The organism is Cuneatibacter caecimuris, from assembly GCF_004216775.1.
Lineage (GTDB): Bacteria > Bacillota > Clostridia > Lachnospirales > Lachnospiraceae > Cuneatibacter > Cuneatibacter caecimuris.
This window is the reverse complement of the sequence record NZ_SGXF01000007.1, coordinates 1-22,183: the sequence shown is the minus strand read 5'-3', so window position 1 is coordinate 22,183 and position 22,183 is coordinate 1. Positions and strand designations below refer to the sequence as shown.

The 22,183-nt window shown below is 46.5% G+C and carries 21 protein-coding genes, 1 pseudogene and 1 riboswitch; of the genes and pseudogenes, 20 read left to right on the top strand and 2 right to left on the bottom strand.

The genetic code is table 11. The annotated features are described in order from the left end of the window. Positions 1-36: 36 nt before the first annotated feature. The 12 genes from EV209_RS13885 to EV209_RS13830 all read left to right on the top strand — a co-directional run bounded on the left by EV209_RS13885 (position 37) and on the right by EV209_RS13830 (position 11,783). On the top strand, positions 37-666 hold the full coding sequence (locus EV209_RS13885) for a single-stranded DNA-binding protein (protein WP_130436081.1): 630 nt from the start codon (positions 37-39) through the stop codon (positions 664-666). A 54-nt stretch (positions 667-720) separates the two neighbouring features. After that, positions 721-892: riboswitch (Lysine riboswitch) on the top strand. Between the two features lie 139 nt (positions 893-1,031). Further along, positions 1,032-1,922: a 4-hydroxy-tetrahydrodipicolinate synthase gene (gene dapA, locus EV209_RS13880; RefSeq protein WP_130436080.1), complete on the top strand. Its 891-nt coding sequence runs from the start codon at positions 1,032-1,034 to the stop codon at positions 1,920-1,922. Then, positions 1,919-2,674 carry a 4-hydroxy-tetrahydrodipicolinate reductase gene (gene dapB, locus EV209_RS13875; RefSeq protein ID WP_130436079.1) on the top strand — a complete coding sequence of 252 codons (756 nt, stop codon included), beginning with the start codon at positions 1,919-1,921 and terminating at the stop codon, positions 2,672-2,674. Before dapA ends, dapB begins: the two co-directional genes overlap by 4 nt. Positions 2,675-2,699: 25 nt before the next feature. Next, positions 2,700-3,389 carry a lysoplasmalogenase family protein gene (locus EV209_RS13870; RefSeq protein ID WP_130436078.1) on the top strand — a complete coding sequence of 230 codons (690 nt, stop codon included), beginning with the start codon at positions 2,700-2,702 and terminating at the stop codon, positions 3,387-3,389. Between the two features lie 357 nt (positions 3,390-3,746). Then, on the top strand, positions 3,747-4,790 hold the full coding sequence (locus EV209_RS13865; protein WP_243647598.1) for an ABC transporter ATP-binding protein: 1,044 nt from the start codon (positions 3,747-3,749) through the stop codon (positions 4,788-4,790). Then, positions 4,774-5,640, top strand: coding sequence for an ABC transporter permease (locus EV209_RS13860; protein WP_130436077.1), 867 nt, complete (start codon positions 4,774-4,776; stop codon positions 5,638-5,640). The genes EV209_RS13865 and EV209_RS13860 overlap by 17 nt, the downstream gene beginning before the upstream one ends. 10 nt (positions 5,641-5,650) lie before the next feature. Further along, a complete protein-coding gene (locus EV209_RS13855; protein ID WP_130436076.1) occupies positions 5,651-7,078 on the top strand; it encodes a GldG family protein in 1,428 nt (475 codons plus the stop codon). After that, complete coding sequence (locus EV209_RS13850) at positions 7,078-8,166, top strand: DUF4340 domain-containing protein (protein WP_130436075.1); 1,089 nt, start codon at positions 7,078-7,080, stop codon at positions 8,164-8,166. Before EV209_RS13855 ends, EV209_RS13850 begins: the two co-directional genes overlap by 1 nt. A 127-nt stretch (positions 8,167-8,293) precedes the next feature. Continuing rightward, positions 8,294-8,701 carry a hypothetical protein gene (locus EV209_RS13845; RefSeq protein ID WP_130436074.1) on the top strand — a complete coding sequence of 136 codons (408 nt, stop codon included), beginning with the start codon at positions 8,294-8,296 and terminating at the stop codon, positions 8,699-8,701. Positions 8,702-8,907: 206 nt separating this feature from the next. Further along, entirely contained in the window at positions 8,908-9,813 is a 906-nt protein-coding gene (locus tag EV209_RS13840; protein WP_130436073.1) for an NAD(P)/FAD-dependent oxidoreductase, read from the top strand. Between the two features lie 171 nt (positions 9,814-9,984). Then, positions 9,985-10,380: a GntR family transcriptional regulator gene (locus EV209_RS13835; RefSeq protein ID WP_130436072.1), complete on the top strand. Its 396-nt coding sequence runs from the start codon at positions 9,985-9,987 to the stop codon at positions 10,378-10,380. Next, positions 10,377-11,783 (top strand): DUF5808 domain-containing protein, encoded by a 1,407-nt coding sequence (locus tag EV209_RS13830; RefSeq protein WP_130436071.1) that lies wholly within the window; start codon positions 10,377-10,379, stop codon positions 11,781-11,783. The genes EV209_RS13835 and EV209_RS13830 overlap by 4 nt, the downstream gene beginning before the upstream one ends. A 28-nt stretch (positions 11,784-11,811) precedes the next feature. On the opposite strand, the gene EV209_RS13825 is transcribed toward EV209_RS13830, so the two are convergent. Beyond that, positions 11,812-12,039, bottom strand: a complete 228-nt coding sequence (locus tag EV209_RS13825; protein ID WP_130436070.1) for a hypothetical protein — start codon at positions 12,037-12,039, stop codon at positions 11,812-11,814. Between the two features lie 164 nt (positions 12,040-12,203). Between EV209_RS13825 and EV209_RS13820 the strand changes: the two genes are divergently transcribed. From EV209_RS13820 to EV209_RS13800, 5 genes and pseudogenes are all read left to right on the top strand, one after another. Beyond that, positions 12,204-13,523, top strand: a complete 1,320-nt coding sequence (locus EV209_RS13820; protein WP_130436069.1) for an aspartate kinase — start codon at positions 12,204-12,206, stop codon at positions 13,521-13,523. 10 nt (positions 13,524-13,533) lie between these two features. Continuing rightward, the gene (locus tag EV209_RS13815; protein WP_130436068.1) at positions 13,534-14,094 is read left to right on the top strand and encodes a DUF5662 family protein; all 561 of its coding nucleotides are present in this window, start codon (positions 13,534-13,536) and stop codon (positions 14,092-14,094) included. 621 nt (positions 14,095-14,715) lie between these two features. After that, positions 14,716-15,795, top strand: a pseudogene (locus EV209_RS13810) (IS3 family transposase). A 286-nt stretch (positions 15,796-16,081) separates the two neighbouring features. Further along, positions 16,082-16,594, top strand: coding sequence for a hypothetical protein (locus tag EV209_RS13805; RefSeq protein WP_130436067.1), 513 nt, complete (start codon positions 16,082-16,084; stop codon positions 16,592-16,594). Between the two features lie 23 nt (positions 16,595-16,617). Further along, complete coding sequence (locus EV209_RS13800; protein ID WP_130436066.1) at positions 16,618-16,989, top strand: hypothetical protein; 372 nt, start codon at positions 16,618-16,620, stop codon at positions 16,987-16,989. 516 nt (positions 16,990-17,505) lie between these two features. On the opposite strand, the gene EV209_RS13795 is transcribed toward EV209_RS13800, so the two are convergent. Further along, complete coding sequence (locus EV209_RS13795; RefSeq protein WP_130436065.1) at positions 17,506-18,531, bottom strand: DUF6709 family protein; 1,026 nt, start codon at positions 18,529-18,531, stop codon at positions 17,506-17,508. Between the two features lie 152 nt (positions 18,532-18,683). On the opposite strand from EV209_RS13795, the gene kduI reads away from it, so the two are divergent. From kduI to EV209_RS13780, 3 genes are all read left to right on the top strand, one after another. After that, positions 18,684-19,547, top strand: a complete 864-nt coding sequence (kduI, locus tag EV209_RS13790; RefSeq protein ID WP_130436064.1) for a 5-dehydro-4-deoxy-D-glucuronate isomerase — start codon at positions 18,684-18,686, stop codon at positions 19,545-19,547. Between the two features lie 113 nt (positions 19,548-19,660). Continuing rightward, entirely contained in the window at positions 19,661-20,338 is a 678-nt protein-coding gene (locus EV209_RS13785) for a response regulator transcription factor (RefSeq protein WP_130436063.1), read from the top strand. Continuing rightward, positions 20,335-21,834 (top strand): sensor histidine kinase, encoded by a 1,500-nt coding sequence (locus EV209_RS13780; RefSeq protein WP_130436062.1) that lies wholly within the window; start codon positions 20,335-20,337, stop codon positions 21,832-21,834. The genes EV209_RS13785 and EV209_RS13780 overlap by 4 nt, the downstream gene beginning before the upstream one ends. Positions 21,835-22,183: the final 349 nt, after the last annotated feature.

Below are 22,183 nucleotides of genomic sequence, written 5' to 3'. Positions count from 1 at the left end.
CATATTTTGAGATACATTTGGAAGGAGAAATATACGATGACGGAAAAGATGATTGAAAACAACAAGGTGGGCGTAATCGGAGTGATAGTATCGGACTTCACATTCAGCCATGAAGTGTTTGGAGAAGGATTTTATATGGTGGATGTGGCGGTAAACCGGCTCAGCGAGCAGACAGATATTATTCCGCTGATGATTTCCGAACGGCTGTTGGATGTGCACCAGGATTACAAAGGGCAGACCATAGAGGCAGTGGGGCAGTTCCGCTCCTATAACCGGCATGAGGGGACCAGAAACCGTCTGGTGCTTTCTATTTTTGTCAGAGAGATTCAAATGATCGAGGAGTTTACAGATTATACAAAGACGAATCAGATCTATCTGGACGGCTATATCTGCAAGGAACCTGTTTACAGGAAAACGCCTCTGGGGAGAGAGATAGCAGATCTTTTGGTCGCGGTCAACCGTCCCTATGGTAAGTCAGACTACATTCCCTGCATTGCCTGGGGAAGAAATGCCAGGTATGCCTCCAGCTTTGCCATTGGTTCTAGAATACGGATCTGGGGAAGGGTACAGAGCAGGGAGTATACCAAAAAGGTGAATGAGGAAGAAGTGGAACGCCGCATTGCCTATGAAGTGTCTGTGAGCAAGCTGGAATATGTGGAGAATTGAACAGAAACCGCTTGACAAACAGTGTGGAATAGAATAGGATTAAATCAAATAAAAAAGTAAGGTAGAGGTTGCGCGACTCAGGAGTAAACTGCAGGATATGTCCGGCATAGCAGAATGCAGCAGAAAGGGGGGAGCGCCGAAAGGAGCCGTGTCCGGAAAGCTGCTTCTTGGGCGCAGGATGAATAATTCTGTGACTGTCATCGCAAGATGGTGCGCTCCTGAAGGATTCAATCTAACGAGAGAACCAGAACGAGAGCTGATGCCATGTCAGCTCTTTTTCATTGCAAAGGGAAGTCCTTTTAACTTTTCTGCCCAATGAAAACACATTTCAGGAAACGCGCTGTCAGCAGAAAGAGGAGGGAAATATGGCTATATTTAAAGGAGCAGGCGTTGCAATTGTAACGCCGTTTACAGAGGATGACCAGGTGAATTACGAGCAGCTGGGACAAATGATTGATTATCAGATCGAAAACGGGACTGATGCGATTATTATCTGCGGGACTACAGGAGAATCGTCCACACTCACTCATGAAGAGCATGACGAATGTATCAGTTTTGCGGTGCGCCATACAGCAGGCCGGGTTCCGGTGATCGCCGGAACGGGTTCTAATTCCACGGCGGAAGCTATCCGCCTGTCCACCCATGCGGAAAAAGCGGGAGCGGACGGTCTTCTGCTGGTAACGCCTTATTATAATAAGGCAACTCAGAGCGGGCTGATCGCCCACTATACTGCCATTGCCCGCAGTGTGAACATCCCGATCATCCTTTATAATGTGCCTTCCAGAACCGGCTGCAATATACTGCCGGAAACAGCAGTACAGCTGGCAAAGTCCGAGCCCAATATTGTGGGGATAAAAGAAGCCAGCGGAAATATTTCTCAGGTGGCAAAGCTGGCCCATCTGGCGGAGGGATGCATTGATATTTATTCCGGGAATGACGATCAGATCCTCCCGATCCTGTCTCTGGGCGGAATTGGCGTGATTTCAGTGCTCTCTAATGTGGCTCCCGGGATGACCCACGATCTGGTAGCTTCTTATCTGGCAGGGGATGTGGAAACCAGCCGGAAGCTCCAGCTGGATTGCATGGACCTGTGCGGGGCGCTGTTCTGTGAAGTGAATCCGATTCCGGTAAAAGCAGCCCTGGAGATGGTAGGGTGGAAAAATGCATCTGCGCTGCGCCTTCCCCTTTCCCCTATGGCGCCTGCCAACGCAGATAAGCTGCGTGATGAGCTGGCAAAGATGGGGCTGCTGTCATGATCCGGGCGCTGATGCACGGCTGCTGCGGAAAAATGGGCCGTGTAATTACTGAGATCTGCAGCGCAGACCCGCAGATCGAGATTGTAGCGGGAGTGGACCGAATTAAGGACGCCTCCCTCCCTTATCCGGTGTATTCCTGTCTGGAAGAATGCCGGGAGCAGGCCGATGTGATTATTGATTTTTCCAATGCGGCAGCGGCAGACGGATTGCTGGAGTTCTGCGCCGCCCGTCAAATCCCTGTGGTGCTCTGCACCACAGGCCTGAGCGGGGAACAGCTGGACAAGGCGGAACAGGCAGCGAAGAAAACTGCCGTGCTGAGATCAGCCAATATGTCTTTGGGCATCAATACGCTTTTGAAAGTGCTGCATGCCGTTTCAGGAGTTCTGGCAGACGCAGGGTTTGATATGGAAATAGTGGAAAAACATCATAACCAGAAAGTGGACGCGCCCAGCGGCACGGCGCTGGCGCTGGCGGACGCGATTAACGAGGCGTTACAGGGAGAATATCACTATGTGTATGACCGTTCGGGTGTCCGCAGAAAACGTGACCCCAAAGAGATCGGCCTCAGCGCAGTGAGAGGAGGCTCCATTGTAGGAGAACATGAAGTGATTTTTGCGGGCCAGGATGAAGTGATTGAGCTGAAGCACACCGCTTATTCCAAAGCGATTTTTGCAAAGGGCGCTGTACAGGCTGCAAAGTTTCTGGCCGGACAGCCTGCGGGCATGTATGATATGAGCCAGGTGATCGGCTGACCGCGGATCAAATACCGGAGGGATTATGGCAGGGATTTTCGGATGTCTGGCGCTGTCACTGGCGTTGGCTGTATTCATGATAACACAGGAAAAAAAGAAAGCGCCTCTGGGCGTGTATCTCAGCAAAACTATGGCCAGCGTCAGTTTTGTTACCGCTGGATTCCTGGCATTTCCTCTTTCGGCGGGAAGCCTTCAGACGCGCCTTCTGATTTTAGGCGGACTGTGCCTGGGTATGCTGGGAGATATCTTTTTATGTCGGAAGCAGATCGCGAGAGTGGAGTTTTGGCCTCAGCTCATGATTGCCGGAGGCGGTTTCTTTTTGTTCGGCCATCTCAGTTACTTCGCAGCATTTTGCCTGATGCTTCGTGGAAATTATCCCTGGACTTTTCTGGCCGTGCCGGCGCTGGGGCTGCTCGTGCTTATTCTGCTGAATCAAAAAAGCTGGAACCTGCCCCGGAAACAGTGGCCGGGTTATATCGCCTACGCGCTGGCCAGCGGGCTGCTGCTGGCGGGAGGTGCGGAGGTGCTGATTCGGGGAGAAAACGGCGTAGCAGGGATGATCCTGTTTATCGCAGGCGTCCTGTTCGTATTCTCCGATCTGGCGCTGGGGACCTATAATTTCAGTAAACTTCATTCACTGTGGATGCGATACATTTGCATTCTGTCATATTATTCCGCCCAGGCGCTGTTTGTGCTGGGGTTATGGATGATGTAAAACAGCCGCACCGGCAGAAGCCCGGGCAGAGAGGCTGCAGAACAAACGCAGGAGGCTATAGCCGTAAGGCATGGAGCCTCCGGAGTTTATTCTGCAGCTTCTTTTTGATTGCATGGGAAACTGCGTTCCCTATGCAACAAACCCCTCCGGGGGATGCGCACTACGCGCTAAAGAAATATGGCCGCTAAAGCGACCGCGCTTCGGCGCGAGAGTCCGGCGAGCCGGACTCTTTATTCCTTCCCCCCCATTTCCCAAAAAAACTTTCAGGTTTCTCTCAAATTTCCCTCACATATTTCTGATATCCTCCTAATAAAGGTATTACATCCGTTTAGAGCGGAAGAAAAGGGAGGCGTTGTTTTGATTGAAGTAAAGGATCTGGTGAAGCGCTATGGAAATCATATGGCAGTGGATCATCTCAGCTTTACAGTAGAAAAAGGTCAGATCTATGGATTTTTAGGGCCAAATGGGGCGGGAAAATCGACTACCATGAATATTATGACCGGTTATATTGCAGCCACATCGGGACAGGTACTGATTAACGGCCATGATATTCTGGAGGAACCGGAAGAGGCAAAGAAGTGTATTGGATATTTGCCGGAAATCCCGCCTCTGTATACAGATATGACAGTTTCTGAATATCTGCTTTTTGCCGCCAGGCTGAAAAAAATTCCGGCTAAGGAGCAAAAAGCCCAGATATTACAGGCCGCAGAGATGGTGAAGATAACAGACGTGGCGGACCGGCTGATTAAAAATCTTTCCAAAGGCTATAAGCAGCGGGTCGGCCTGGCCCAGGCAGTGCTTGGAATGCCGGAAATCCTGATTCTGGACGAACCGACAGTAGGGCTGGACCCGAAACAGATCATTGAGATCCGTGAACTCATACGGGAGCTGGCCAAAAATCATACAGTCATTCTCAGTTCCCATATCCTTTCAGAAATCCAGGAAGTGTGCAATTATATCCTGATTATATCGGGCGGAAAACTGGTGGCCAGCGATACGCCGGAGAGACTGGAACAGAGCCGGAAAGCTTCCATGCGGCTGAAAGCCCTGATCAGAGCAGACAGAGATCAGCTGGAAGGGGTTCTGAAACAGATACCTGGAATACGTTCCTGGACAACAGAGAACGGAAATGAGGCGGGGTGCCTCCGAACTGATCTGGAGATTTCAGAAGGGGAAGACGTCAGAGACAGCTTGTTTTATGCTCTGGCAGAAGCAAAGTGCCCGATTTATGAACTCAGGGCGGAAGGAAACACGCTGGAAGATATTTTCCTGAAGCTGACTGGAGAAAATGCAGAAAATTTGAATCTTTCTGAAGAGGAATTTTCTGAGAAAGAGGTTGCGGCAGAATTGCCGGAGGATTCAGAGGAAACGGAGGAAACAGGAAATGGCGGCAATCTATAAAAGAGAATTAAAAGCATATTTTTCCAATATGATCGGGTATCTGTTCATTGCCTTTACTGTTTTAATTGTAGGCCTGTTTTTTTGCTACAATAATTTGGGCTCCTATGGCTGGCCGTATTTTGGAGCAATTTTGGGGTCAGTGTCATTTGTGATGATGCTGACCATTCCGGTGCTGACAATGCGTAGTTTTTCAGATGACCGTCATTCCAAAGCAGATCAGCTGCTGCTGACGGCGCCTGTCACAGTTGCCGAGATTACATTGGGAAAATACCTGGCAATGGTAACTGTACTGGCCATTCCTATGGTTATTTTCTGCGCCTGTCCTCTGATTATCGGCAGCGTTGGAAAAGCGTATTACCTGACAGATTATGTCTGTATTCTCGCTTTTTTCCTGATGGGAAGCGCTTATATCGCAATCGGGATGTTTATTTCTTCTTTGACAGAGAGCCAGATCATAGCGGCGGTGGGAACACTGGGAGCCCTGGTGGCGCTGTATCTGATTGAAGGGCTGACCTCATTTCTGCCTTCAACGGCAGCAGCTTCCGCTCTGGGATTCTGTGCCGTTATGTTATTAGCCGCTCTGTGCTATTACGGGCTGACCAGGAACTGGATGGCGGCGGCAGCCGCAGCAGGCATCGGGATTCTGATTATCGGCGGGTTATACCTTTGGAATCCGGAGATGTTTGCGGGAGCGCTGCCAGATTTTCTCAACAGTCTGTCTTTGGATAAGCGGTACAATAATTTTACAGATAATGTTCTGGACGTAAAATCGCTGGTTTATATGATCTCAGTGAGCGGCGTATTTATTTTTCTGACCGTGCAGTCCGTACAGAAACGCAGATGGAGTTAGGAGGAAGAGCATGAGCAGAATAAAACAATTATTTCAGACAACCCGCTTCAAGCGCGGAACTTACAGCAGCGGACTGACGGTACTGGTACTGGCGATTGCGATTGTATTTAATCTGGTAGTACAGCAGCTTCCGGAAAACCTGACTACCATAGACCTGACAGAAAATGGCCTGTATACTCTGGGAGATCAGACAAAAGAAATCTTAGGCAATCTGGATGAAGATATCACAATTTACCATGTAGTGCAGTCCGGGAACGAGCTGGAAATGATCACAAAAATATTGAATCAGTATGCCGCCCTTTCCGGCCGCATCAAAGTAAAACAGTTGGACCCCGTTGTGAATCCGGTTCAATTGAAAGAATATGACGCATCCAATTTGTCTGAAAACAGTCTCATTGTGGAGAGCGGAAAACGTTTTAAGACCGTATCCTACAGCGATATTGTAGAAGTGGATTATTCGGATTATTATACTTATGGCAGCGATCCCTATTATAGTTTTGACGGGGAAGGGGAGATTACTTCGGCTATTGATTATGTGATGACGGACGATTTGCCGAAAATGTACATTGTGACCGGACATGGGGAACAGAGCCTGCCTTATGCGCTGACGTCGTCTCTGGAAAAAAATAATATAGAAACAGAGGATCTGACGCTGATAGCCCAGGACGCGGTGCCGGAGGACTGTGACGTTCTGGCAGTGATGGCCCCCTCCACAGACTATACGGAAGAAGAAATAGGACTGATCAGATCTTACCTGGAGCAGGGAGGAAAGCTGCTGGCAGTCTGTAATTATACGGAAAATGATATGGCGAATCTGTATGGGCTGCTTTCTGAGTATGGGCTGGACATCGGCCAGGGAATTGTGATGGAACTGGGAAAGAATAATTACACCCAGCATCCCGTATATCTGCTGCCGGAACTGGCAAGCCAGCAGATCACCACGCCGATTGTCAATGAAAATATGCTGGTACTCACGCCATATGCGCTGCCGATGACAGTTCAGGAGGAATTGCGGGAAGGCCTGACAGTGGAAAACCTGCTGACAACCACAACAGATTCCTTTGCATCCGCGGACTACGATTTGCAGAAAACAGAAAAGGGGAGCGAAGATGCTCAGGGACCGTTCACCGTGGGGGCGGCTGTGACGAATGAAACAGAAAACGGAACGGCGCAGCTGGTGGTTTACAGCACCTTTTATCCATTTCTTTCTGATTATCTGCAGATCACGCCGGCCAACGCAGATCTGTTTGTGAACTCTGTGAGCTGGATGTGCGGACAGAAGAGTACTGTGGAAATTTATGCGAAGAGCATAGGGACTACCAGCAATACAGTGCCTGCAGCAACCACAAATTTCTGGACAATTATATTTGTGGCGGCGCTGCCGGCCGGCATCCTTGCGGCAGGGTTCGCAGTCTGGATCAGGAGGCGCAGGAAATAATGAAGAAAAAAAGAAAAACAGGGCTTTTGCTCACACTGACAGCAGTTCTGGCCTGCCTGACGGCCGCATTGGTATTGTTGCAGCGCTATCGTTCCGATCAGGAGGCGGAGAAAGCCGCCTCCGAAAGTGCGGCGGATGCGGACGCTGCGGTGCTGATTTCCGCAGAGGAAGATCAGATTGCGTCTATTCGGGTAAAAAACAGCCATGGAGATTATACTTTTGAGAAAAAAGAGGACCGGTGGATCTACCGTGACGCGGAAGACTTTCCTCTGCAGCAGAGCTACCTCACCAGTCTTGCGGGAGCGGCGGCAGGGCTGGGAGGAAAAAGAGAGGTTTCAGATTCTCTGGAGAACGCGGCTGATTATGGACTGGAGGAACCGGCATATATCTTTACCGTGACGGACACGGACGGGAATGAAACAACTGTCTGTGTGGGAGATGAAAACAGTAAAGCATCTGTTTATTATGCTTATCTGGAAGGCGGCCAGAAGATTTATACAATTTCGGAAGAATTGCCGGAAGCCGGCGGCTATGGTTTGTATGACATGATTGATGCGGTATCCTTTCCGGGTATCACAGTTTCCAATATCAATCAGGTAAAAATGACATTATCTGATGGCAGATGGATGCTTCTGACAAGGGAAATGAAAGAAGAGAAGAGTACAGAGGAGGGAGATGAGAGTGCGGCTGCCGCAGAACAGGAAACAGTCTGGGTATATACGGACAGCCAGGATCGAAGAGTAGAGACAGAGACAGCCAGTTCGGTTTCCTGGCTGCAGACTGTGGCGTCCATAGAATACGGCAGCTGTACGGATTATAAAGTGGAAGGAGAGGCGCTGAAGGAGTACGGTTTAGATGCTCCGGCGGAATTGCAGATCAGCTATTCGGTTTCTGACACTGCGGCGGCAGAAGATAGTGAGGACAGCGGGGATGCGGCTTCCGAAACGGAAATTATTCTTTTGCTGGGATCGCTGAATGAAGAAGGAAATTATTATCTGCAGCAGCAAGGTTCTTCTCAGCTGATGAGCCTGGACAAGGAGACGGGGGATATTTTGATGCAGATGCGGGAAAAGGTGACTGAGCAGTAAAACTTAAGTTTTCTTTAACTTTTGAGAAAACTGTTGTAAAAATTTTTAAAGTATGATATCTTATCTCTATCCAGTGCAGGTTTTGCATAGGATATTTGATCTTATCCAGAGAGGAGAATAAGGAATTATGAAAAAAAGTTTTGCTGCAAAAGTAGTGAGCCTGATGCTGGTGCTGGTTTGTGTGCTGGGTCTTATGGCTTGCGGAGACAAGAAAAAGAGTGACGCTGCAGGTTCCTATGGAATTCAGAAGGTAGAGACGGGCGGCATGTCCATGGATTTGGAACAGCTGGCTTCACAGATGGGTTCTGACGGAGATGAAGTGAGTTCAATGATCACTCTGAATCTCAATGAAGACGGCACCTTTAAGCTGGATGTATCCGCAATGGGTGTGAGCGAAGCGCAGGAAGGCACCTGGGAAGAAAAAGACGGGAAGATCACTCTGAAGGCGGAAGGCGAGACCATTGAAGGTACATATGCAGACGGTCTGGTTACACTGAGTGAAGAGGGAATGTCCCTTGTTTTCAAAAAGAAATAATGTTTAAAAAGAGAAAACCTGTGTCCGGTTATGGGCGCAGGTTTTTTGTTTTACAGGAAAATAAATTTATCTTATGGCCCGAATACGATATCTAATTTGATTTTATAAAAATGAGGATGTATAATCAGAAGGAAATGGATAAATATTGAGATATGGAATCAAATTATCAGTCTGTCAGGCAATCATTTTAAGGAGGATGCGGAAACATGTATGATATCATAGTGATCGGAGCGGGCCCTGCCGGAATCAGCGCAGCTGTTTATGCGGTGAGCCGGGGGTGCAGGACTCTTGTGCTGGAACAGAAGGAAGTGGGGGGAATCATTGGAACAGTATCTTCAGTGACCCACTATTCCGGAATTATACAGCAGGAAACCGGCAGAACGTTTGCTGGAAGGCTGAAAGAACAGGCTTTGGGCGCAGGAGTGGAAATTGTTTATGAAGCGGTAAAAGGGGTAAAGCTTGCAGGAAATCAGAAGGAAGCTTATACGGATGGAGGAGTATATCAGGGACGCAAGATCATTTTGGCGAATGGCAGCACGCCCAGAGCGCTGGGAATTCCGGGAGAAACAGAGTTTATCGGAAAAGGCATCGGCCGGAATGCGGCTGAAGACGGCCCTTTATTCCGCGGCCGCCCGATATTTGTAATTGGGGGCGCGGATGGAGCTGTGAAGGAAGCTCTTTATCTGGCGCAGTTTGCCTCTGAGCTCACGATTATCCATTTTGAAAATGCTCTGGGCTGTATCGCAGAGTTCCGGGAAAGAGTAGAACAGGCGTCCAATATCAAAGTGCGTACCGGAATGCGGCTGAAATCAGTATCAGGAACCAATCAGGCGGAGGTTCTGGAGCTGGCCGGTGAAACGGACGGCAGCGTGGAACGCATTGAAGCGCCTGGGTGCGGTATATTCATCTATGCGGGATCCACGCCGAACACACAGTTTTACAGCGAACTGTCTTTAGATCATGGATATATTCCTGTTGACAGCAATATGGAGACTGAAATCCCCGGCGTATACGCAGCAGGTGATATTCGTGTAAAACAGGTGCGTCAGGTGGCTACCGCTGTATCAGACGGAGCGATTGCCGGTATTCATGCCGCGGCGCATTGCCTGTAAATTTGAAATAGAGTTGAAACCCCGTTCCGATACGTCCGGCGCCGCGTGTCAGGGCGGGATTCTTTTTTAAGAAAGAGCATTAATAAAATTATTGTGGTGCGGAGCGTTATTCTTGACTTTAAGTATTATTTGTATTATTATAGATAATACAAAATAAAAAGAGGTGAAGCCATGATTTTGGAGTTAGATACTGCTTCCGCGGTTCCGATTTATGTACAGCTCCGCAATCAAATTGTAATGGGAATCGGGAGAGGCGAATTAAAAAACGGAGAAAACCTTCCAACAGTAAGGCAGCTGGCCCATGATGCAGGAATCAACGCTATGACAGTGAACAAGGCTTACGGAATTCTGCGGGAAGAAGGTTTTATTGAGATTGACAGAAGACACGGCGCGAGGGTAGCCGCCAGAGCGGACAGAAAAGGCATTTACAGAGAACGGCTGGAGGAGGAGCTGGAACTTCTGGCAGCGGAGTCCAGAGCCAGAGGAATTGAAAAAGAGGATTTTTTGTCCATGTGCGGGCAGGTGTTTGATCAGTTGTTTTTGACACGGGAGGTGGCTGAGAGATGATGTTAGATATTATTCTGGGAATCACGTTGTCTTTTGTACTGCTCTGTTTCTGGGGAACAGGAAGGAGCGCGGTGCATGCCTCTGATCATATGGTGCTCAGCATGCGCCTGCCTTCAGAATGCAGGGAGGAGCCGGAAGTTAACATGGTGATCCGGCAGTACAAGCGGGCTATGAACTGGATGCTGGCCGTGGGAGCGGCGGGGATTTTTCTGGTCTGTTCTGCAACAGACTGGGAAATTGTATTGATGTTTGCCTGGATTGTGGCGCTGCTCATCTCTTATGGGCGTATTTACCAGACTTATGTAGGGAAAATGTACCGGCTGAAAATGGAACGTGGCTGGACCATTGGCAAAACACATTTCACGATTTTGGTGGATACTGTTCTCAGCGGGGATAAGGATCAGCAGCTTCCTGCATGGCAGTGGGGACTGCTGCCTGTTATACTGGAAGCTGTTGCTCTTGGGATATATCTCGTCAATCCAGGGGTTTTTGTGGAAGAAGGGCTGGGAAGATGGGGGATATCCATTCTGGAGGTTTTGGTTTTTACTGCTTTGCTTCTGATTATGAGGCAGCTGTTTATCAAAAAAAGAAATAAGGTTTACAGTGAATCCAGTGAGGAGAACCTGAAGCTGAACAGATTTGAAAAAAGGGGTTTTTCCATTCTGGCCTATGGAGTTTCGGCAGCAGCGTCGCTGGGATTGCTGGGAGGAATTCTGGCAGGGCTGGCGGGATTTTGGAATTTGGGCTTGATATTAACCAATGGAGTGGGCGGCTTATCGCTGGCAGCGGCGATTCTGGGTTTTTACCTGCTGCAGCGGAACATGAACAGGCTGGTTTCAGAAGTCCCCCGACAGACATTGGTGGATGAAGATTATTACTGGAGAAAAGGATATTACTGCAATCCGAATGATCCGGCCTATCTGGTGACAAAACGTACAGGGGTTGGAATGGAGATGAATATGGCGCATAAAGGGCCCGCTATAATTGTTACAGCATTTACTGCGGCGGTTTTGATTTTTGTGTTCTGGCTGGCAGCGGTGCCTGTGATCCGCCTGCAGGGTACGGATTTTACAATGGAGGAAAAAAACGGCGTTGTGGAGATCTTATCGCCATCCTATCCCTCCTCTTTTTCCCTGGATCAGGTTGAGAAATGGAAGATGGTAGAAACCGGCAGCCTGAAAGGCAGAAGAACCAACGGATTGGGAACCGGATCTTACAGCATCGGTCATTTTTCTTCAGACCAGATGGGAAAAGGAATGTGGTATATCCATCGGAAAAGCCCGGAAACGCTGCTGATTTATCTGAAGGACGGCACCCATATCGCGATTAACCAAAAGACAGAAGAAGGGACGGAAACACTGCTGCGGCAGCTGGAAGAATGGCTGCCGCAGAGAGATTCCTGATTATTTTCTTAAAGAATCCTATAGAATCTTATTTATCATCAGAAGCGCCGCCGTCATCGCGGCGTTTCAGCACTTTGTAAATCAGCATCATGGCATAGAGAAAAATCGGCACAATAAAGGTCATTGTCATGCTTGCGCGCAGCATGTCATGGGCAAAGTCACTCTGAATCAGTGAAAAGACAAGGGTAATTGCATACATAGCCAGCAGCAGGAGGATGCCCGCCCAGGCGAGGATCCGTTTTATCTTCGGGTTCATCTTCTACCTCTTTCAATATGGTTTTATTTTTTCAACATTATATCATATCTGAAAAAAATAACAACAGGGTATCCAGAAAAAGTGCTTGCAATATTTCTGAAAATGTGGTTTTATATCTATTAACACGTTAATACGCTAACATACCCTGAGGAGGAAATACAGCAATGAAAAAAGTTGTGAAATTTGGCGGCAGCTCTCTTGCCAGCGCGGAACAGTTTAAAAAGGTGGCAGATATCATCCGGCAGGATGAAAACAGAAGGTTTGTAGTGCCTTCCGCGCCGGGGAAGAGATTTAAGACAGATACAAAGGTTACGGATATGCTGTATCAGTGCTATGCTCTGGCGGAAGAGGGACAGAATATACATAAAGCCCTGCAGGAGATTGCAGAAAGGTATGAGGAAATTATCCGCGGACTTTCCCTGAAGCTTTCTCTTAAAGAGGAATTTGAAGAAATCGAGAAAAAATTTACCGGGCTGGCTGGCAAGGACTACGCCGCCTCCAGGGGGGAATATCTCAATGGTATTGTGCTGGCGGCTTATTTGGGTTTTCCTTTTGTGGACGCGGCGGAGATTATCCGCTTTGACGAAGACGGCAATTTTGACGGGAATACGACCCAGGACCTGGTTTCCGGGAAACTGGGAACAATGGATGCGGCGGTAGTTCCCGGATTTTACGGCGCGAAGCCTGACGGCAGCATTCAGACCTTTTCCCGCGGCGGTTCCGATGTGACCGGTTCCATTGTGGCAAAAGGAATCCATGCCGATCTCTATGAAAACTGGACGGATGTGTCAGGCTTTTTGGTGGCCGATCCCCGGATCATTAAGAATCCGGAAGTGATTGAAACCATCACCTACAGGGAGCTGCGGGAGCTGGCATACATGGGTGCGACTGTCCTGCATGAAGACGCGATTTTCCCGGTAAGAAGGGAAGGCATTCCCATCAACATCCGCAATACAAACGACCCGGAGGCTCCGGGAACACTGATCGTGGAGAATACCTGCCGCACGCCCAAATATACCATTACCGGGATAGCGGGAAAGAAGGGCTTTGCTTCCATCAGCATCGATAAAGCGATGATGAATGCGGAAATCGGTTTTGGCAGAAAGGTGCTGCAGGTGTTTGAGGACAATGGCATTTCCTTTGAACACATGCCTTCCGGCATCGATACGATGACCGTATTTGTTCATCAGTCTGAATTTGAAGAGAAAGAACAGCGGGTACTGGCCGGGCTCCACCGGGCGGTAGATCCGGATTCCATTGATCTGGAGTCAGACTTGGCCCTGATCGCGGTTGTGGGCCGCGGCATGCGGGCTACGAGGGGAACCGCAGGCAGGATCTTCTCTGCCCTGGCCCACGCCCATGTGAATGTGAAGATGATCGACCAGGGCTCCAGCGAGCTGAATATCATCATCGGGGTGCGTAATCACGATTTTGAACTGGCGATTAAAGCGATCTATGATATTTTTGTGAGCGCGCAGCTGTGAGGGAAAGACCGTGGAAAAAGCGTGGCGTCATTTCAGGACGATAACAAAGCATAGGCATGCGGTGATCCGGCACTGCAGAAAAGCAGGGATCCTGTGGCAGGGACTGCGCCATGATCTGTCCAAGTACAGCCCTACAGAATTCATACCCGGGGCGAGGTACTACCAGGGGACCAGAAGCCCTAACGAGGGAGAGCGGGACGCATATGGATTTTCTCTTGCCTGGATGCACCATAAAGGCAGGAACCGCCATCATTTTGAATACTGGACAGATTACAATCCGGCCACTAAGGTGATGTCGCCGGTGAAAATGCCGCTGAAATATGTGATAGAAATGTTCTGCGACAGAGTGGCAGCCAGCAAGATATACCAGGGCAGCGCTTATTCGGAGGAACATCCTCTGGCTTATTTCCAAAAAGGGAAAAAGACCAGGATGATCCATCCGGAGACCTCTGCGCTGATCGAGCATTTGCTGGTCATGCTCAAAGAACAGGGAGAGGAGCGGACGTTTCAGTATATCAGGGATTTGAAGGCCGGGCGGGAGAATTTCCGGGGCTATGGGATGAAAAAATAATAAATTGGAAGAATGGGCAGAGGCCGGCAGTGGACTATAAGAGAGAAGTTTGCTGTCGGTGTTTTTGTAAATGTGGCTTGGATGGTAAGAATTACTTTAAGAATTGGTGTAAGACTACCTTATATTTGGTTAAATTATTTTATCTTTAGTTTGCTTCGGTAAAAGTTTAGAGTGGTTAAATATAATATGGACAGTATGTGTCAATCAAAATATTAAAAAAGATCAAAATAATGTATTGTGGATTATTGTCGTTTTTTATCGTTTATATACAAATGTTTACGGCCTTCTAATGACCTAAAGTAGCATTTATATAGATATCTTTTTTAGAACCAGTATTGATAATTGTCGAAAAAAAGGAATAAATCGAAAAACAGTGAAAATAAACAAGATAAAAAATGATATTGACTTAAGAATTAAAAGGAGGTATAATATTTTCAGAAACAATTAAATGGTGAATTATACATGCTATTGTAGATCAATAAATAGACTAGTAAAACAGTTGTAAGCAATGCTTGTTATTCAGATGCATATTTAAAAAGGGTTGAATTTGGATAGGTTACAATAAACTGGACAGATATTTTAAGGACATATATAATAAACCCAAATAAAGGAAATATTATTATGTCCGTGAAAAAACAATATCGCCCAAGACGTTCCTACACCGCAGATATCAAACAGGAGTTGGTGGATCTGTACCGCAGCGGCAGGCATAAATGCAATATTATCCGCGAATTCGATATGGCCAGCTCTCTCCATGGCAAATGGATTGCCCAGTCAGACAACTCTGGTTCTTCAAGGAAAAGGACAACCGCACGGAGGAGCGAGTGGCAGGAACTCATCGAACTGCGCAAACAGAACCAACAATTATAAGCGGAGAATGATATTTTAAAACACGCAGCGCTGATCTTAGGACGAAAGTAAATGTGATAAAAGCAAATGTGCATAAATCCTCTGTATCAGCAATGTGTAAAATCCTAATAATATTCAGAAGCACCTACTACTATGAAGCGAAACTGAAAACGGATGAATCTGATCTGACAGATGTCAAAAATAATGTATTTAAAGCAAGCTGTAAGGCATACATGACCCATAAAATAAAGCGGGAACTTGTATAACCTAATTGTATCCCGTCGTCGTGTCGGCCGGACAATGAAATGGGAAGGATTTGTGTTAACATATACAATAGCTCATTTCCACCCGCAGAAGGATGCCTGCAATGAATCAAAAATCAAATGTTGCCAGTCTGGAATTCGACGAACTACTATATCGAAATTTAGTAGTAAGTGATTTGACATATGTTCGGATTGGAATGAACTGGAATTATCTATGTGTGTTTGTGGACTTCTTTAATTGTGAAATCATTGGATATAGTGCTGATCCGCATAAAGCAGTCAGGTTTGTATAAACAGGCATTAATGAACGTTAACGGAAGTTTTGAAAACATTAGTATTTTTCATACAGATTGTGGAAAGGAGCTTATCCCCCCGAATAATCGAAGAAACTTTAGAAGCCTTTGGCATCGACAGATCCCTAATCCATAAAGGATGCTCCTATGACAATGCAATAGTAGAGGCAATGTTTAAAATCATCCAGATGGAATTTGTAAAAATCCAGATGTTTGAAAACCTGGATGAGTTAAAGTTGTAGCTGTCTAATTATATAAATTGGCTTTATTGCCACAGAATTCATTCTTTACTTTGATACTTAACACCAGTTGAGTATCAAATGAATAACCTTAAAAAATTATTTTCTTTACTATTGTTATGATCCTGTTTTACTTGAAGTAAGAAGTGAGTGCTGTATTTGTCATAAAGAAGTGTGTGTTATGATGCTTTGATATAATGCAAAAAATTATATATGGGGGGAGGAGATTCCAGTGGATAAGATATTTAACTAAAAATTAAAGTGGCAAATTCTATAGATATTTGGCGGGGGATTTGCTATGAGGTATCAAAATCAATGTAAAGAATGAAAGGAGAGGACATATATGAAAAAGTCGACAAAAAGGTATATATTATCTTTGCTATTTTCAACTATATTATTGTGTACCACCATAGCACAAGGAGTTTTTGCAGGAAATGTTGAAATTCCAGAAATAGTTAAAAAAAAGAGAGAATTAGTGGAATATGCACAATCTGTTGCGCGAAATACGGAATTTAGAGATGAACCTTATGAAGGATATTTATTAAAAAAGCTGGCAGATATTGGATCTGGAGAAGTAAAGCTGGATGATTGTAGAGAAGAACTGGAGTCATATGGATGCTTTATCCTAGAGACAGAAGAACAGTCAGATGTTCAGCCAAGAAGTATTGCTGCAGATGTAGCAATGTCAACCCCAACGGTATCCTATCTTTCGCAAAATGATACATGGATCGTTGGCGGAGGAGGGCAGTGGAAGTCAACTTATGGAGAAGGAATCTCTTTTCCATTTCCTTCTGTAGGAGCAACACAAAATACGGGGGGGGGCCTGATGTTGTTGGAATTTGCTACAACAATGTAAGGGGTTCTTATGCAGGATGTGCGATGATTGGAGGATATGCGTCTTTTTCTAGTAGAAGTAGTGGACATAGAATTGAAACTTCTACTAGATCATATGGGGATGGTAGTAATGGAGTGGGATATCAATTACAAGACAGATTTGTTGTTACAAGTGTAAATTCAGGCGGATTATATTATAATTATGATTATATTGGATCAAAATTCGGGTGTAGTGCTCAATATAATGGAAATTTCAAGAACTTTCATGGGAATGCAGTATCATATTATGGACATACTTGGAAATCCGCAACAATAAGTAGTGTTACACTTAATATTTCAAAGACTCCAGGAGTGTCAATATCTTTTACAAATTCAAGCCAATCATTTATGGCGTACGGTTTTGACAAGCCTTTTTAAAGGAGGAGAGATGAAAAAAAGTATATTTGGTTGTACCCTATTACTATGTGGGACTTTAGCAGTAATCTATAGGTGTACATTCATAAATGAAATTTATGTACACTATTCAATAAACATTTTGGGATGGGCTGGAGTTGCTTTATTCATTATTGGTTTAATATTAAACATATCATCGATTACGGATAAAGAAAAAAACAAGTAAAGTGTTTTTTGCTGAAGTGAGAAGTTAATCATCAGTGATTAATTTAATTAGATCATTACAGCAGGAGGACGTATTCCAATTATTCCACCAGAAATTCCTGGACTGGATGAGCGGCAGGGAATAGTGTTTATAACGGATAAAAAAGAATGCGCGGAGCTGTGAAAACAACGGGTTTTCAGTAGCTCCGCGCATTTATGGGGAGGATAAGTATTTCATTTCTCTTTCGTATCCGCCGCCGGGAGGGGGGAATCCGGCAGCGGCTCCCAAAAGATTGCTCCCCTGGGATGTTTTTAGTATAGCCATGTCCCGATGGTTTATACATTCAAATGATTCTTTTTTTCTTCTTTTAATATATGGCGGACAATCTTCTGATGCTCTTCTGAATATCCGATGAAGAAATTAGGAAAACGGACGCTCAGCTCATTCAGTATTCTGTCCATATCCTCTTTTTTCTTGTGTTTAAAAGTATAGTGTTCTCCCAGCATGGTGATGAGATGCAGGGTATAGGTGAGGTAGGGGCGCAGCCCCAGAAAAGAATGCATGGTGCTGTGGTCATAGGCCCAGAGCACATCTTTCAGAGGAACAATAGCGCTGAGATCTTCAGAAAATTCCACCAGGTATCCGGGCGTCAGGCACATATCTTTTGTACGGATGAGGCAGTTTTCTTTCATTTCACGCTCCACCGCTGCCATCAATTTTCTGGCGTTTCCGTAATGCTTCAGCCGCCTGTAGGCAGGCGACAGGGTGGGGCGGATCAGATAGAGCAGCATTCGCAGGAAAGAAATCAGACTGATAAGGCCGGCAGCCAGCAGAATACATATCAATACCAGATCTTTTACTTCGAAGCGGGTCAGTTCATTGACCATATAATTAGAAGTAATCCGCCTGAGTCCGGCTTCTGTCCAGGAGATATCCTCCGCGACCAGGCGTATCAAGTCTGTCCGAAGCTCGGCGTCTGACTCCAGCCTTCCGGTTACTGTGTATTGGCGGAGCTCCGGAGGAGCAATTGGGTCTGTACCGGATGCGATCAGATAAAAATCACATCTGCTATCAGTCAAATGGTAATAATAATGACCGCGAATAGAGCCGTTTCTCCGGTAATCGTAGCCGGAGTAGTAAAGGACATCCAGCTGTTTGGTAACACAGTCCTGATCCCTGATTTGTTTGCCGGTGGGGCTGCCATCTAATTTTGCCGGGGAGACTGCGTCCCACAGCGGCAGAAAGTGGGCGATCACCAGAACCAGAATCAAGATGACGGCTGGGTAGGGAATTTTCAGCAGCAGGCTGCGCCGGATATACTGTAGGATTTCAGATGATGAAGATGCGGGCTTTTTCTGCACTGTAAACTCCTCCTGCACTTTCGCTTTTTATCTATTTTCATATTATAACACGTCCGCTGTGGAAAAGAAAGATTGCATTCTGTTAAAATTAATGGTATAATTATATCAATTATGGACCCCGAGATTCGGGGCAGAAAGAAGGAGAGTGCCTTATGGAATTGAGAACTGCAGCGAGTCCGAAAGATGTAAAACATTATACCACAGAGAGATTAAGAGAAGAATTCCTGATTCAGGATTTATTCCGCACCGGCGAGATCAAGCTGGTATACAGTCATATTGACCGCATCATCACAGGTTCTGCGACTCCGGCGGAGGAAGAGCTGACGCTCACTGCCGGCGATGAACTGAGAGCGGCTTATTTTTGCGAGCGCCGGGAGCTGGGCGTGATCAATATCGGAGGAAAAGGTACTGTTACGGTAGACGGCAGGAAATATGAGCTGGACCGCAAGGACGGCATGTACATCGGGATGGGCTCAAAAGAAATCTCATTTGCCAGCGCAGACGCGGCGAATCCCGCAAAGTTTTACCTGAACAGCGCACCTGCGCACACCTCGTATCCCACGGTATTGATTAAGCCGGAAGGAACTCCTTCCGAGGACGTTGTGATTGTGAAAGATGAAAACAAGGTGGAGCTGGGTTCACTGGAACAGTCTAACCACAGAACTATCTGTAAATATATCCTTCCCGGGCAGGTGGAAAGCTGCCAGCTGGTGATGGGCATGACTAAACTGGAGCCGGGCAGCGTGTGGAATACCATGCCCTGCCACACCCATGACCGCAGGATGGAGGTTTACCTGTATTTTGATATTCCGGAGGATGCATTCGTGATGCATTATATGGGGGAACCTACAGAGACCCGCCATATTGTGATGCGCAATGAGGAAGCCGTGATTTCTCCCAGCTGGTCCATTCATTCCGGTTCCGGTTCCCAGGCCTATACGTTTATCTGGGGTATGGTGGGTGAAAATCAGGATTTTGACGATATGGACGGCATCGCGAATCAGGATCTGAAATAAGTTCACAATTTAAACATAGGGTTCCCTTATAATATTAAGAAGGAAACCATGTAGGGAAGGGGTGCAGGCTGCGTGGCGGTCTGCGCCCTGTCCTTTATTAAGGAGGAAGGTTAATGGAACAGTTTCGTGTGCTGGTAGTGGACGATGAGAGCAGAATGCGCAAGCTGGTGCGCGATTTTCTGGCGCGCAGCGGATTTCAGGTGCTGGAAGCTGAAAACGGCGAGGAAGCAGTGGACTTGTTTTTTCAGGAGAAAAATATAGATTTATTGATTTTGGATGTGATGATGCCTAGAATGGACGGGTGGGAAGTGGTAAAAACAATCCGGCAGTATTCCAAGGTACCCATCATTATGCTGACTGCGCGGGGAGAGGAGCGGGATGAACTGCTGGGATTTGAACTGGGCGTAGATGAGTACATCTCCAAACCCTTCAGCCCGAAGATTCTGGTCGCAAGAGTAGAGGCCCTGCTGCGCCGGGCCAATCCTGCCAAAACTGAAAGCGTGACAGTGGGGGGGATCGAGCTGGATAAAGCGGCCCATATCGTTCGGATAGAGGGGAAAGATATCAATCTGAGCTTTAAAGAGTTTGAGCTTTTAACCTACTTTGTGGAAAACCAGGGGATCGCTCTGTCCAGGGAACGGATTCTAAATAATGTGTGGAATTATGATTACTTTGGAGACGCCAGAACGATTGATACCCATGTGAAGAAACTGCGCAGCAAGCTGGGGGAAAAGGGAGATTATATCAAGACAATCTGGGGAATGGGGTATAAATTTGAGGTGGCAGAATGAAACATTCTCTGCGCATAAAGATTACAGCGATCTTCGTGGGCGTTACAGCGCTGACTATTGTGGTATACTGGGCTGTGATGAACATAGGGCTTGAAAAGTTTTATATGAAGAATAAGATCCAGGACATGCAGGAAGCCTATCAGGAGCTGGACCAGAAACTTCAGGACAAGGATTTATCTTTGGGAGAACTGAAACTGAGCCTGATTGAGCTGATGAATAAGAGCAACATATCTGTGGGGCTCTTCAACGAATCTCTTGTGAATGTACTGACTTTTTCGGCGGACGCCGGCAGGCTGGAAGAGCATCTGATTAGTTATGTGTTCGGATGGTCTACGGACTATAAGATAAAAGTGCTGGAACAGAATAATAATTACATGATTCAGAGGATTGATACAGCTTATAACACAGAATCTTACATGGAATGCTGGGGATACCTGGCAAAAGATAAATACAGGTTTATTATGTCCACACCAGTGCAGTCCATGAAAGAGAGCGCAGAAATCGCCAATCAGCTGATTTCCTATGTGGGCATCTGTGTGATGCTGATCAGCGGGGTGCTCCTGTATTTTGTCACCGGGAAAGTGACGAAACCTATTCGTGAGCTGACCAGAGTATCTGAGCGGATGTCGAAGCTGGATTTTGACGCACGGTACACAGGAAAAGAGAAAAACGAGATCGGTATCCTGGGACATAATATCAATCTGCTCAGCGCAAACCTGGAAGAAACGATCTCTGAATTGAAGAGCGCGAACCTGGAAATGCAAAAGGATCTGGAGCAGAAACAACAGATAGACGATATGCGCAAAGAATTTATCTCCAATGTTTCCCATGAATTGAAGACGCCTATCGCGTTGGTGCAGGGATATGCGGAAGGCCTGCTGGATGGAGTGAACGATGATCCGGAGAGTCAGAGGTTTTATTGCGAAGTGATCAAAGATGAAGCTGACAAGATGAACCGGATGGTTCGAAAGCTGCTGACCTTGACGCAGCTGGAATTCGGGGACGACCAGGTGGAGATGGAACGGCTGGATATGGTGGCTGTGATTCGCGGCGTGCTGGGGGCTTCAAAACTGATGATCTTACAAAAAGAAGCAGTAATTGATTTTCCTTATACAGACCCAGTCTATGCGTGGGCGGATGAACTGAAGGTGGAGGAAGTGATTACAAACTATATCACGAATGCGCTGAATCATCTGGAAGGGGATCGGAGAATAGAAATAAGGATTGCGAAATCCCCCAGGGGAAAAGTACACATTTCAGTATTCAATACAGGAAAACAGATCCCGGAAGAAGATCTGGATAAGGTTTGGATTAAATTTTATAAGGTGGATAAGGCAAGAACCAGAGAATATGGCGGAAATGGCATCGGGTTATCTATTGTAAAGGCGATCATGGAATCCTTCCGGCAGTCCTGCGGCGTGAAAAACAGAGAAGACGGTGTTGAATTCTGGTTTGAACTGGATGGAAACGCTCAGGAAGAAAATCAAATAATCTGATGATTGATGATATCAGCCAGGCCTCAGAAATGTTCGGAGCCCTGGCTGATGTACGTTCCACAGTACTTTCAACATGGAGCAGAAAATATTCCAAAAAAATCTAAAAAAGGTGTTGACAAAGAATATACAGGGTGCTATACTAGCACACGGCGGTCAGGTCAGGAAGAAAAATGACAAAAAACCGCAAAAAATGTATGGAAGATCTTGACAGATTTATCCACATATGATATAGTTAATACCCGCTGAAACGGCGGCAAAAAAACTTTCAAAAAGTAGTTGACAAACCCGAGAGGGTATGATAGACTAAGAGAGTTGCTGCTGAAGAGCGGCGAGCACAGGAACCTTGATA